The following is a 13,942-nucleotide window of genomic DNA, read 5'->3' as shown; positions in this document are numbered from 1 at the left end:
TTATTTAAGATTTAATTATCTGTAATTCAGTTAAAAACATAAATTTTATTCAAACAACCCTCTTATCTATTTTTCATTTGATAAAAACCCTTGATAAATATGTAATTATTTTCATACATAATAAAAAACAGTTAAATTTGGGTAAAACCTACTTGAGATGAATGCAGCAGATTTAAATTCGTTTTTTGATTCCAGAAATACAATTCACGGATTAACTAATGAAGAGAAAACAAAACATTTAGAATATTTAGAACCAATAAAAGCATTTTCAAGGGCCACATACACTAGTATTTATGTCATAGATTACTTAAAACAAGGCTTTGAATTTGTTTCAGACAATCCTTTATTTCTATGTGGTAATACAGCTGAAGAAGTATTGGACATGGGATATTCTTTTTATTTCAAACATGTTCCTGAAGCCGATTTAGAATTATTGCTTAAAATTAATTCTGCCGGTTTTGATTTTTATGAAAAATTACCCATTACTGAAAGAATACTATATACCATAACGTATGATTTTCATTTAAAAAATAAAGAGGGGAAACTGATTTTAATAAACCAAAAACTTACCCCGGTATTTTTAACTGATACGGGAAAAATATGGAAGGCAATATGTATTATTTCTTTATCGTCTGAACGTAAAGCAGGGAATATTAAAATCTATAAAAACGGTGTAAATAAAGTCTTTAATTACAATCTTAATCAGGACTTTTGGGAAGATGCGGAAAAAACATCCTTATCCAAAAGAGAAAAAGAAATTTTACAGCTTTCTACCAGAGGATTTACTATAAACGAAATAGCAAATGAAATATTTGTCTCTCCTGATACCGTAAAATTCCACAGAAGAAAATTATTTGAAAAATTAGAAGTAACAAATATCTCTGAAGCAATTGTATATGCTACAAATAATAAACTAATTTAGTTAATAACGTTCTATGACTATCTTACATTCTTTTTATGTTTAGATATAAATTTAACTATCAATAAAAGTTCATTAATATTTTTTATGCTAATGCATACTGAATAACTTTGTCCATTTCAAAATTTGACATTGTTTCATTTATTTCATCACGAAGTTTATGTATCATATTAAAATCTGACAGTGTATTTTTTTCAAACCTGTCTACCAATTCAAGAAAAACGTTCCAGTAGTCAGAATTATCGTCAGGATGAGGAATGTGCCCTGAAACTCCAAGTTCCTGAAGCCTTAATGCTATATCTTCCCGATCATAACACTGAGTACCAATTGTTAAGGAAGCTACTCTGTTCATTATTGGATAATGGTAAATTGAGGCGCTGCATTGATGAATTACTAAATTTGAAATTCCACATATATAATTTAATGGAAACAATCTATTATAAAAAACTTCTTCTTTGTACTTATCATTTATTTCACAATTACAAGTAGTTATAACAGCGTAGTTGCGCTTCACAAAGAACTCTATAAAATTTTCTATAGGAGTTCGATCTATCGTGCCAGTAGTAATAAAAACTATAGGTTTTTGTTTATTGTTATTTAAAAACTCCTCTAATTTTTCAGATAGATTTTTAGAAGGCTTATCCATAACAAGAAGTGGTCCACAGTAAAAATAGGAATCCCTTTCTTCTATATTTTCGGGTAAACGCTCAATTGTTGAGATTCCTGGAATAATCTTAACTTTCGGTTTTACATATTGTTCTAAAAATCCCAAATCAGTCTTGTTAAAAAATGATGCTTCTGCATTATAAGAATTTGAGAAACTTTCAGATTTATCAACATTACTGCCTTTCTGAAAAGAATGTACGTGGTTCGGATTTCTGTAGCGCTTATCAATAGCTCTAAAAATTCCGGTACGCTGAATGGAAATTCTCGGTATATGGTTTTTCTCAGCAATCAAAGGAGTAATACAAGCCGTATCCTCAATAATAAGTGTTGGTTTAACTATATCGTAAGCTTCCTGCTCCATTTCAATTAAACGTTCATTAATTTTTCCAAAATCTTTAGATGCAATTATGTTTTCTTCAAAAGTATAATCTACCGGTACACAGTTGACACCTTGCATCTTCAAAAAGATTTGCGAATTATTATTAACTAAAAACTGATTTTTAATCTCAACATTACTTCTTAAGTATTTTTGTTGCAGAACATATAAAGGAATTAAATGTGAAATTCCTCCTGCGATATATGGGATGGTTAGAATATTCATAAAATTATTGTTTTATTAATTTAAAAAAGATAAATGGCTTATTTCACTTGCTGATATTTATATTTTAATCCACTTTTTGATGTATTCAATTTGTTCATTTTTGTGATGGGTAGATAATGAATCTATCCTGCATTTAATATTCTCAATACAGCTATACTTAAAAATATTAAATGATTTATCGTCTTCTAAATGATGATCCTGACTATTAAGGCTAAAAAAGGGTATATCACCATTTAACATTTGATCCATTTCAGAATCGAGAATAAATTTAAAATTTTTGAAACTTTCTTTTTGATAAGCTTTTGATAATAATTCGTGTAGTTTTGAACTATATACCTCAAAACCTGACATAAAAGCTGCACTTCTCATGTGTTTTAAAATTCTGAAATATATGAACGTTGGCCTCCATACATAACGTATTTTTTGATTATGAAATAGCATTATTGGAGACTGAGCAGACATCAAAAATTCTCTCGAATTCATAAATAAATTGTATGTAACTGAAAAGCCTTCTATGAAATAATTTTCATAACTATTAGCAAATACAAGGGTATCGTTATAAAATGGTACATTTTCTTTTACAAGTTTTCTGAAAACAATACGTACATCTCTATTAGAATCAATTGTATTTGGCTTCAATAGTTTCCTCTCTATATCCATAGCTTCAATAGATCCTCTAATACCAAATCCAACACATTCTGATGGAACTCCTGTATCCTGATTAGCTATTAACATACTTTCTAACACAGATAAAAGCGGTACCTTGTTTTTCTCATCCCAACTAAGAATTGACTGATTTGCAAAAAGCGGTTGAATAATAGTTTCGTGGTCTATTAAAATAGGATTTTTACCTGATGCTATTATATTTTCATAATGACAATCTTTACTCCCCAAAAGAAAGGAAATCGCTAAAAGAATTCCTGCCTTGTAATAATATTCCTGAAACTCTTCAGGAGAATTAACAGGCTCATAAGTAACAAACTCCAACCAGCCATAATTTTCACAGCTTACACATTTGAAAGTTCTCAAATCTGTATTTAAATTTTGGTTAACCCAATCAATAAATTTATTGTATGAATTAGTTATATGAAGATTTCCCGGTTTGTATATCAGTTTTGTTCCATCCAATAATGTTATTAAGGATGTGCCTTCGCCATTGTGCCCATCACCAAGACTGGTATCTATGTCTTTGATTTGTTTGTTTTTTGCTGCTGTTATGGAGAAAGTCCTGGAAATAACTGGAAAATCTTTATCAAAATTTAAAAAAATCTTTTGTACTTGTATTAAATAATAATCACATTTTGTTTTTAATATTTTATCTAATACAGGATATTTGACTTCTAATAATGAAATCGTTATTTCTACAAATTCCTGATAATTTTCACCCTTATTATTTTTATAGGAATCTAATTCTTCTTGTAGCGTTACTTCTGCTATTACGCCTAATTGCTGTAACAGAGTTAAGTGTAACTTGTTAATTAGCTCACCTGAGATATTTATTACTTCAAGTTTTTCTAAAAAGTTATAGGTATATGGCAATATTATGTCAACAAATGGTATTGTTTCAAACTCATCCCTGAGCAAATATGTAGTTTGATTATTCATTTTAATTGCTTAAATATTTGGCAGTTTTCGTGTATCGTTAAATGAGTATTTATTTTTTTTAATAATACATTCTATATTCTTTTATTCCTGAATATAAAAAACAACAGTACTACAAATGTTATAATGTAAATAATATCTAACCAAAGTGTTTTGAATGTCAGTGTACTGAAATTAAAATGTTTAAAGATTACAACACCCAATATTACCGCTATGATTATTGCAGGAAACCTGAAATTATTATTTCTCATGATTTATTATTTTTAAAACATAAATATACTTTTTATAAGAAAATCAAACAACCATTCTGGTAGAATGGCTGTTCAATCATCTTAAAAATTTTGTTCAAATTAGATATGAGATGCAACCCAGCATAATCCTAAACCGATACCTACTCCTAATGCATATGCACCAAGTACAGGGGTAATTCCACCAGCAATCATTTCTAATTGCTCTTCAGTCAATTCTAATTCATCAAAGTTTACTTTTGCCGGAATATTAAAGTAAATCACAGACTCGTCTGTTTGATCATCTACTATAATTTTTTTATCCGTAGGAAGCGTTTTGCCTGTAACTTGTTCAATTGTTGCCACAGGATTATTTACTAATTGCTCTTTAAAAGCTGTGCTTTCCCATGCTTTTTGCGCAAGAGTTTTCATTAACTCTGCTCCTTTTTCTTGTACTTCTGCTGTAAATTTCATGTTTCTTAAATTTAAATTCTATATTCGTTTTTATTGATGAGATGCTGCATAAATCGCAATACCAACACAGATACCGTATCCAATTGCAGGAAGTAATGGAGTAATTCCACCAGCAACCAATTCTAATTGCTCTTCTGTTAACTCTAAATTATTGACATCAACTTTTCTTGGAATAGTAAAGAAAACCGTAGACTCATCTGATTGATCTGCTACTACTAGTTTTTGACCTTCTGGTAAACTAATTTTATGACCTGTTAATTTTTCAATTGTTTCAACAGGGTTTGCTATCAACTCATTCTTAAATTGTGCATCATCCCATGCTCTTTGTACTACTTGTGCATTTAATTTTTGTTCTTGTGTAATTTCCATGATCTTATAATTTTAATTTGTTAATAATAAATATGAATTTAGAATAGTTCTGGTTCTGGTCCTGGAGGAAAGCAAATGATAGGTGGCCATTTTGGAACTACCGAAATTGGAGGCCAGATTGCAATAGTCTGTAACCCTCCGGCTACTGACTCTAATTGCTCTGCGTTTAATTCAGCATCTTCCAGTTGTTTTGCAGCAGGAATATTAATATAAACCACAGATTCATCAGTCTGATCTCTTACCACTAATGTTTTCCCTTCTGGTAAATTCAATTTTTTACCAATAAATTTTTCAATAGTAGCTACAGGGTTTGCTACTAATTCTTTTTTAAATTCAGCATCTTCCCATGCTTTTTGTACAATTTCTGCATACAATTTTTGTTCTTGCGTAAATTCCATGATTTAAAAGGTTTTGGGTTAATATTTTAGTAAAGAACTATATCTTTAGGAAAAGTAGGAGTTGGATTCCAAGGTCCAGGAGGTAAAAGTATACAGCCTCCAGGTCCTATAATACCTCCGGCTACAGCTTCTAATTGTGCATCATTTAATTCTGCATCAACCGATTTTTTAGGAGCAGCAGGAATGTTGATATAAACAGCAGACTCATCTGTCTGATCTCTTACAACAAACGTTTTACCAGCTGGCAAATTCAGTTTTTTTCCTGTAAATTTTTCAATGGCAGCTACAGGATTTGCTACTAATTCTTTTTTAAATTCAGCATCTTCCCATGCTTTTTGTACAATTTCTGCGTACAGCTTTTGTTCTTTTGTAAATTCCATGATAATAATTTTTTAAAGTGATTATTCGTAAAATATGGGTAAATGAAGGGTTGATTTAAGAAACTAAATCTTTAAAATTTGACTTAAAGCCCTTCAGAGATTATACTATGATGTAATTTTTTAAGGCGGGAAATAAAGAGTTAATCAAGTCTGGCCATACTGTTTGGCCTCCTCCGGCAATTATCTCTAATTCACTTTCTGAAAGTTCAATATCTTCAATATTGGGTTCACTTGGAATATTCACGTAAACTTTAGTTTTATCAGTCTGGTCGTTAATTACGAGTGTCTTTCCTTCAGGTAAAACAATTTTTGCGCCTGTCAAATCTTCAATTGCTTTTATTGGATCTGAAACCAGGCTTTTTCTAAAATTAATATCCTCCCAAGCTTTGGATATTATTAATCTTAAAACCTCTTCTTCTTTTTTCTGTTCCATGATTTATTTCCTTTTCTACAATGTAAAATTAGAATTCCATTACATTATAAAAATGCCAAATAAACTGACAAAAAACACTTAATCATGTATTTAATCGATAAATAAAGTCTTTTTATCGGCAAAAAAGATATTTTTCTCTACGAAATACATTTTGATTTCACCTTTTCCTTTGGCATAAATATTACCTCTGTATTCAAACAGGAAACACTTTTCATCTTTAATAAGATTATAAAGAGATTCACTTATGTTTACTTTACCTGCCATTCCATTGCTTTCTACCCTGCTTGCAGTATTTACAGTATCACCCCAGACATCATATTGAAACTTTTTCACCCCAACAATTCCGGCTACAATTGGTCCGGCATGTATTCCCAGGCGCATTTCAAAAGCTGGCTTATTTATATTTGAGTTTTGATTTTTCCTCTCTGTCATAAACTCCTGCATTTCTAATCCTGCCAGTACAATGTTTTTTAGTGAATCTTTATTTGGATTAGGTATTCCGCCAGCAGCCATGTAAGAGTCGCCTATAGTTTTAATTTTTTCGATATTGAATTTGTCTGAAATTAAATCAAATGCCTTGAAACAAACATTAATTTCTTCAACAAGATCTTGTGGTGACATTTTTTCGGCAGTTTGTGTAAAGGATTTAAAATCAGTAAAAAGAATAGAAACCAAATTAAAATCCCGGGCATTCACAAAGCCTTTTTCTTTTAATTCTTCGGCTATTTCTTCCGGAAGAATATTTAGTAATAACTTTTCTGAGCGATCTTTTTCTATTTTTAAAGCTTCCCTGGATTTTCGGACATAGTTTAGTCTATTCCACAAAGCAATAGCTATCAATACTATAAAGCCTAAAGAAATAATAATTAAATTTCTTTGTTCCTCTTTCTTCTCAACTTCTTCTTTATGTCTGAGTTCAATAGTATGCTCTTTGGTAACATATGCAATACTGTCCATTAACAGTTCCTTTTGAAACTCCATATTTAATATCTTATTGGATGTTTCTTCTGACTGCAAACTATCGTCATAAGCATTAGACTTTTCATAAAAATTAAGAGCCGATTTAGCATTTCCAGAAGATTTATAAGCTTCATAAAGACATTTGCAGGCTTCTTTTTTTACAGATATGGCTCCTAAGTTTTCTGCAATTTCAAGTCCTGTTTTACATTTCACAATGGCTTTATGATTTTCTCCTAATTCATTTAATATAGTTCCGATAGCTACTTGTGAAGTACCAATATATTGTAAACTATTAATTTTTTGTGATGATTTTAAACAGTCATTATAGTAAGATAAAGACTTGGTAAGATTACCCTGAATATGAAATAGTTCCCCTAAATTATAAAGGACTTCTATCTTTTTTTGTTCATCATTAATTTTTTCAGCAATTGCTAAAGCCTGATTAAAATAATCGGAAGCCTTAGAATACTGCTTTTGCATCATATAAATTTTTCCAGCACCATTTAAGTTATGAGAGATTCCTGTTGAATCTTTTAACTCTTTGTAAATTGCGTTGGCTTTTTGGGAGTAAATCATTGCATTGGCATAATCTTTAATATCAATATAGATTCCGCCAATGTTTTGGGTAGTTGCAGCGATTATTTTTTTATCTCCTATTTTTTTTTGAATTTTAATGGCATGATTATAATATTCCAGCGCTTTTGGATAATTTCCTAAATAATAATAAACGGCACCCATATTATTTAATGCAGAAGAAATTCCTTTTTTGAAATTAATTTTTTCATAGGTTTCTTTGCATTTTGTGTAGTAAGAAAGCGCTTTTAAATAATCTCCCTGATAATAATGTGTGGTTGCAATTTTATTAAAGCTGTCGCCAGTTCCCTTTTGATCACCTAATTTTTGGTATATTTTCAGGCTTTTTTCGAACAAGATCATTGCTTCTGAAAATTTTCCGGCATCCTGATGCTTTTCTCCAATACGCAACAAACTGTCAGCTATTTTTTTGTTTTCAGGGGTATGATGTATAATTTGTTTATGTGGCACATTTGTTTGCGCACATAATTTCATACTTGTTCCAAACATCAGAAAAAGAAAAAACAGATAGGTGTGTAAAATTTTCATTGATGATCTTAATTTAAATTCAAAACGTATATACTCAAAATGAGCATATACGTCTTTATCCCATAATTAAAATTCTAAATAGAATTCCTTTTAATTTCTTCTGTATAAATAACTATTTAACAATAATTGGAGGCGTTTGTCCGTCTCCGCCTCCACCAGAAATTATATCTAATTGCTCTTCGGATAATTCCACGTCTTCAAAATATACATTTGGGTCAGCGGGAATATTAATAAAGATTACAGCTGCGTTTGACTGATCTACGACAGTAATGGTTTTTCCATCAGGCAGATGGATTGGTTTTCCTAAAAAACTTTCTAATGTTGCAACCGGACTCGCTAATAAATTGCTTTTAAAAACGGAATCTTCCCATGCTTTTTTGACAATGGATTCCAAAATTTTCTGATCATTAATTAATTCCATTTTTTCTATATTTTAGATTAAACTTGTTTTTTACTCTTGTAAAATTATTAGCATTAAATAATATAGAATTGCCAAATAGACTGACAAAAGTCCAAATAACTTATTTATTACCTTTTTTGGTAGTCTTTTGTAATTATTTTTTTTATATACTATTGCCGGATTTATTTCTAAATAAAAAAACTGTGCAGAACAAAATCCGGCACAGTCTTTAATTAGGAAGAAAAATATATTCTAAAGTATTGAAAATAGAGGTTTTTTTAATTTTAATGTCACTATCTGATGGTCGTAAAATAAAATTCCGGAAAAATTTTTATTGATTTATTAGTAGCAATGTCAAAAGCAATTGTAGCACAAACTGCTGCTGCCTGCCACGATGCAATTGATAACTGGGGCGGAGAGAGTTTTTTGTTTTCTTTTTTATATTTATCTATTATCTCTTCAAGCCATTCCTGCGGATTTTCTGAGTATCTCATGTAATTTGAAACGTAGTCGACTACATTGACTTCGTTAAATGGTTCATTTGGTTTTTCTAAAATATGCAGTCCCTGATCTTTTGAAATTACCAATACCAGTGCTCCCCATCCTAAATTATAGGGATGCAGAACTGGTATGTTCTTCTTTTGGCATAGGGAATCAAAAAGCAACGGAACTTTAGAAGTGAAATCCAGTGCATTAATAGCAATTTTATGGCCATCAATATACTGATCAACATTATCGGGTGTTAAAAAGCAATTATGAATCGTAATTTTTGCTTCACTATTGATTAAAAGTAGTCTTTCTTTAAGAGCCTCTACTTTAGATATCGATATATCTTTTTCAATATAATTTTGTCTGTTTAAATTGGAGAGTTCTACAATATCACCATCAATTATAGTTAAGGTTTCAAAGCCTAACCTCAATAAACATTCTGCAATGACACTGCCAATACCGGCTCCTGCTAATAATATAGAAGTGTTTTTTATTAATTTCTGTTCCTCTTCGATTATATAAAGTCTGTTTCGATCATATCTGTTTTTCATATATTTTCTTACGAAAATAATTAAAAAAGCACCTTTACATAATTGAACAAAAGTTAAATAATTAAAGATTAATCAATTACAAAAAATCTGTTTTTGGATTTCAGCATAAAGTTGTTAAAGTCTTATGTTGATTCAGGACTATATTATTCATAAGTATATAACTTAAGTTTCTGAATTTCATAATCTCCTACGGCAATTCGAACATGTCTCCCCTGATGTGTTTGGTCTCCGTTAAAATGCCGAACAGTTTTCCAAACATCATTTTCGAATCTGCCCTGATCTGTTTTTAATATTCCGGCATTAAGAGATTTGTTTTTTAAAGGTTTAAAAGTCACTACAATTCCTGATCCGGCAATATAAAACTCATCAGCACCTATTTCAATAATTATAGCGCTTGTCATTGGCCAAATTTCATCCTTGGCGCCATCTGACCAATTTAAAGTATAGTCATGTTTAAAAGTAAATTCGTAATTACCTAATTGAATTATTTGCGATTTATTTTCCTTGTCTAATAAAACCCCTTCAATTTTCCCGCTTCCTTTGTTAGCTTCAATTGTAGGAGTTAGTTGTCTGATCAAATCATATATTTTTCCTAAAGGTTCTTTTTTAGCATCGGCAACAGATTCAATTGAGAAAGGTGAAAAACCTATTGCCTCATAATGTCCAATTGCATATAAACCTTTGAATGGTGCGGTAGCATCAAACTTATGTTCCGGAATAAACAACGGATCACCCTGACGCGTAAATAAATCATTCCAGTGTTTAAACAAAGGATTATAGAAATCCGGAGAAAGTAGATCGATTGAAGTTCCTGCGGCTTTCCAAACATCCATTAAATGTGGTAACGGACCGGCACTAGGATATTCTCCCGGTTTTTTTTCAGGGGCGTTTAAGGCTGCATTTACAAATAATGGAATTTCGTAAGTATCTTTTCCGGCTTTAGCTATTCGATTAGTGAATTTTGCAAAAAACCACGCCATGAAAATCTCATCTGTTTGCAATCCTTTTCCAAAAATCTGTTCCCAGTTTCCAGAGGTTTTAAAACCATTTTTTTTCCAAACCTCAAAAAACTCTGGCACCAGTTTTTCTTTGTTTGCTTGCAGATATCTTAATAGTTCATCAGGAACCTGCTTATTAAAAGCTTCATTTGCCGTTAAAGAATAATCTCTTGCTGTTGGTAACATTCCAATTTCATTTTCAACCTGAACCATAATGACCGTTTGTTCCTTCTGGTCAAAATCTTTAATATGGCCCATTAATTTTTGGAAAGCTTTTAAATCGGCTTCTAAATTATTCTCGCTGAAAGGAGTCAAAATCTCATGGCTTTTATTTTTGTCATCTTTAACCCTAGGATATTTTTTCTGATTCAATTTCACCCAGTCCGGAGCATGGCTTGACATACTGTTTTTCCAGGATCCAAACCAAAGAAATACCAATTTTAAATTTTCTTTTCTGGCTTTAAGAACCAGGTCGTCTACCAAAGAAAAATCAAATTTGCCTTCGTGAGGTTCTATGAGTTCCCAATAAACAGGAGTCAAAACAGTATTCAGGTTCATTTCAGTCAGTTTTGACCAGATTGGCTCCATACTTTCTATACTTGTTGCAGAAGAATTCCCTAATTCTCCTCCCCGAATAATAAACGGTTTACCGTTGACAATTAACTGGGTTTTATTCCCTTTTTTATGAAGATGGGGAATCTTTTCCTGAGCAAATCCAAACTGAATTATTAATGAAGCCAATAAAACAAATCTATTTTTTTTAAAATTAAACATAATGTATTTTTTAATATTAAAAATCAATTTTCAAATTCGTGTGAAAGGGAATTTAAAAAAAACGAATCCATATCAAAACCTCATATGGAATTGAGATGTTAATACGGATTCATTATAATAAATTCTAAAGACTATAGTTTGTCTGGAGTCTTATTTTAGGTTTTTACCTTCAAAACTAATATTCAGTCAACATTTGAAGCTGGCTCGTAAAATAATACCATATAAACTACTTCAAAATGATTTAAGGACCTATATTTAATAAATTTTACTTTAAAGATTCATTTTTTTTGCATCTTCAACAAATTGTTTCAATCCAATATCAGTTAATGGATGTTTTAATAAACCTTTAATTGCAGATAAAGGTCCGGTCATAACATCTGATCCAATTTTGGCACAATTTACGATGTGCATCGTATGTCTGATAGAAGCTGAAAGTATTTGCGTTTCATAATTATAATTATCATAAATGGCTCTGATTTCTTCAATCAAATGCATCCCGTCTGTAGAAACATCATCCAGTCTTCCTAGAAAAGGTGAAACATACGTAGCTCCGGCCTTGGCTGCTAATAATGCCTGACCTGCCGAGAACACCAAAGTTACATTCGTTCTGATCCCTTTTGATGAAAAATATTTACAGGCTTTTACACCATCCCCAATCATAGGCAGTTTGACTACAATTTGTTTGTGCAAAGCTGCCAGCTCTTCTCCTTCTCTCACCATACCTTCATAATCTGTTGAAATAACTTCGGCAGAAACATCACCATCTACAATATTGCAAATATCAAGATAGTGCTTCAAAATATTTTCTTTGCCTGCAATACCTTCTTTTGCCATCAATGACGGATTTGTAGTAACTCCATCTAAAACACCCATCGCCTGGGCTTCTCTAATATCTTCTAAATTTGCTGTATCTATAAAAAATTTCATTCGTTTGTGGTTTATTTTTTTTGATTAATAATAATGTAATTCCTATTCAAAAAATGAATTAGAAACGAGTAATAAATATGTGTAATTAAAAATGAAAATTGGTGAAGAGAATTCACCATGCAAACAGCCGAGAGACTGTTTTTTTTGAAGAAAATAATGATATAGCCGTTGAATCTTCAACATTCAACGGCTAAAATTACTAAAATAATTCACCGAATTTTCTCTGGCAAATACACTAACCTAAATATTTGCCAGAGATAAAAAACTACAAAACAATCATGATTTCGGTTTTATAAAACCGAAAATTATTTTTCTTTCAGTCGATTAAATATACTGATTGATGATATTTTCAAATAATTCCTGTTTACCGCTTTGAAGATTTAATTCTCCATTTTCACTTGCGATAGTATACAGGTCTTTAAGGCTTAATTTTCCATCAGCGAAATCTTTACCTTTTCCTGAATCGAATGAACTGTATCTTTCTTTTCTTAATTTTTCATAAGGAGAAGAAGTAATGATTTTATCTGCAGTAAGTAATGCTCTTGCAAAAGTATCAGCACCGCCAATGTGAGCTAAGAAAACATCTTCTAAATCTGTAGAGTTTCTTCTGATTTTTGCATCAAAATTAACTCCACCACCTTGTAATCCACCTGCTTTTAAGAATACTAACATTGCTTCTGTTGTCTCCTGAATATTATTTGGAAACTGATCCGTATCCCAACCGTTTTGATAATCACCTCTGTTAGCATCAATACTTCCTAACATTCCCGCTTTTGCTGCCACTTCAATTTCGTGTTGAAAAGTGTGTTGCGCCAATGTTGCGTGATTAACCTCAATATTGATTTTGAAATCTTTATCTAAACCGTATTCTTTTAAGAAACCGATTGCGGTTGCAGAGTCAAAATCGTATTGGTGTTTAGATGGCTCCATTGGTTTTGGCTCGATAAAGAAAGTTCCTTTGAATCCTTGTGCTCTTGCATAATCTCTTGACATTGTTAAGAATTGTGCCATGTGGTCTAGTTCTCTACCCATATCTGTGTTTAGTAAAGACATATAACCTTCTCTACCTCCCCAGAATACATAGTTTTCTCCGTCTAATGCGATAGTGGCATCCAAAGCTAATTTTACTTGTCCTCCGGCTCTTGCTACAACATTAAAATCAGGATTTGTAGCTGCTCCGTTCATGAATCTTGGATTTGAGAAACAGTTTGAAGTTCCCCAAAGTAATTTAATACCTGATGCTGCTTTTTTCTCTTTCAAATATTCAGTAATGAATGCTAAACGTTTTTCTGATTCAGCAAAAGTTGCTCCTTCAGCAATCAAATCGTAATCGTGGAAACAGAAATAATCAAATCCCATTTTGCTGATAAATTCAAAAGCAGCATCTGCTTTATCTTTTGCAGCCTGATATGGGTCTGAAGACTGATCCCATGCAAAATTTTGTGTTCCTGGTCCAAACGGATCACTTCCTTGTCCGCAGAAAGTATGCCAGTATGCAATCGCAAATCTAAAGTGTTCACGCATTGTTTTTCCTGCAACAACCTGATCCGGATTATAATATTTAAATGCTAACGGATTATCAGATTCTTTTCCTTCAAATTTAATTTGCCCAATACCTTTGTAGTATTCTTTATTTCCTAAAGTTATCATTC

The 13,942-nt window shown here is 31.4% G+C and carries 14 protein-coding genes; 1 reads left to right on the top strand and 13 read right to left on the bottom strand.

Features of this window, described 5'->3' with window-relative positions; genetic code table 11:
* Positions 1 to 157 precede the first annotated feature (157 nt).
* Positions 158 to 922: a response regulator transcription factor gene (locus DMB68_RS05880; RefSeq protein ID WP_110345697.1), complete on the top strand. Its 765-nt coding sequence runs from the start codon at positions 158 to 160 to the stop codon at positions 920 to 922.
* Positions 923 to 1,004: 82 nt separating this feature from the next.
* On the opposite strand, the gene DMB68_RS05875 is transcribed toward DMB68_RS05880, so the two are convergent.
* From DMB68_RS05875 to xylA, 13 genes are all read right to left on the bottom strand, one after another.
* The gene (locus DMB68_RS05875; protein WP_110345696.1) at positions 1,005 to 2,186 is read right to left on the bottom strand and encodes a glycosyltransferase family protein; all 1,182 of its coding nucleotides are present in this window, start codon (positions 2,184 to 2,186) and stop codon (positions 1,005 to 1,007) included.
* Positions 2,187 to 2,243: 57 nt separating this feature from the next.
* Complete coding sequence (gene lanM / locus DMB68_RS05870; protein ID WP_110345695.1) at positions 2,244 to 3,791, bottom strand: type 2 lanthipeptide synthetase LanM; 1,548 nt, start codon at positions 3,789 to 3,791, stop codon at positions 2,244 to 2,246.
* A gap of 347 nt (positions 3,792 to 4,138) precedes the next feature.
* Positions 4,139 to 4,489: a class IIb bacteriocin, lactobin A/cerein 7B family gene (locus tag DMB68_RS05865; protein ID WP_124019390.1), complete on the bottom strand. Its 351-nt coding sequence runs from the start codon at positions 4,487 to 4,489 to the stop codon at positions 4,139 to 4,141.
* A gap of 30 nt (positions 4,490 to 4,519) precedes the next feature.
* Positions 4,520 to 4,858 carry a class IIb bacteriocin, lactobin A/cerein 7B family gene (locus DMB68_RS05860; RefSeq protein ID WP_110345694.1) on the bottom strand — a complete coding sequence of 113 codons (339 nt, stop codon included), beginning with the start codon at positions 4,856 to 4,858 and terminating at the stop codon, positions 4,520 to 4,522.
* 38 nt (positions 4,859 to 4,896) lie between these two features.
* Complete coding sequence (locus DMB68_RS05855) at positions 4,897 to 5,256, bottom strand: NHLP leader peptide family RiPP precursor (RefSeq protein ID WP_110345693.1); 360 nt, start codon at positions 5,254 to 5,256, stop codon at positions 4,897 to 4,899.
* Between the two features lie 26 nt (positions 5,257 to 5,282).
* Positions 5,283 to 5,636 carry an NHLP leader peptide family RiPP precursor gene (locus DMB68_RS05850; protein ID WP_110345692.1) on the bottom strand — a complete coding sequence of 118 codons (354 nt, stop codon included), beginning with the start codon at positions 5,634 to 5,636 and terminating at the stop codon, positions 5,283 to 5,285.
* A 100-nt stretch (positions 5,637 to 5,736) separates the two neighbouring features.
* The gene (locus tag DMB68_RS05845; protein ID WP_110345691.1) at positions 5,737 to 6,069 is read right to left on the bottom strand and encodes a TOMM propeptide domain-containing protein; all 333 of its coding nucleotides are present in this window, start codon (positions 6,067 to 6,069) and stop codon (positions 5,737 to 5,739) included.
* Positions 6,070 to 6,159: 90 nt separating this feature from the next.
* A complete protein-coding gene (locus tag DMB68_RS05840) occupies positions 6,160 to 8,151 on the bottom strand; it encodes an adenylate/guanylate cyclase domain-containing protein (protein ID WP_110345690.1) in 1,992 nt (663 codons plus the stop codon).
* A 112-nt stretch (positions 8,152 to 8,263) separates the two neighbouring features.
* Positions 8,264 to 8,572 (bottom strand): NHLP leader peptide family RiPP precursor, encoded by a 309-nt coding sequence (locus tag DMB68_RS05835; RefSeq protein WP_110345689.1) that lies wholly within the window; start codon positions 8,570 to 8,572, stop codon positions 8,264 to 8,266.
* Between the two features lie 272 nt (positions 8,573 to 8,844).
* A complete protein-coding gene (locus DMB68_RS05830; protein ID WP_110345688.1) occupies positions 8,845 to 9,591 on the bottom strand; it encodes a HesA/MoeB/ThiF family protein in 747 nt (248 codons plus the stop codon).
* A 143-nt stretch (positions 9,592 to 9,734) separates the two neighbouring features.
* Entirely contained in the window at positions 9,735 to 11,363 is a 1,629-nt protein-coding gene (locus DMB68_RS05825; protein WP_110345687.1) for a GH35 family beta-galactosidase, read from the bottom strand.
* Between the two features lie 270 nt (positions 11,364 to 11,633).
* Complete coding sequence (gene fsa, locus DMB68_RS05820) at positions 11,634 to 12,290, bottom strand: fructose-6-phosphate aldolase (protein WP_110345686.1); 657 nt, start codon at positions 12,288 to 12,290, stop codon at positions 11,634 to 11,636.
* A gap of 324 nt (positions 12,291 to 12,614) precedes the next feature.
* A complete protein-coding gene (gene xylA, locus DMB68_RS05815) occupies positions 12,615 to 13,940 on the bottom strand; it encodes a xylose isomerase (RefSeq protein WP_110345685.1) in 1,326 nt (441 codons plus the stop codon).
* Positions 13,941 to 13,942: the final 2 nt, after the last annotated feature.

It is taken from the genome of Flavobacterium hydrophilum (assembly GCF_003202405.1).
GTDB classification, from domain to species: domain Bacteria; phylum Bacteroidota; class Bacteroidia; order Flavobacteriales; family Flavobacteriaceae; genus Flavobacterium; species Flavobacterium hydrophilum.
The sequence above is the reverse complement of the archived record's forward strand: the minus strand, read 5'-3'. Positions and strand labels throughout refer to the sequence as shown.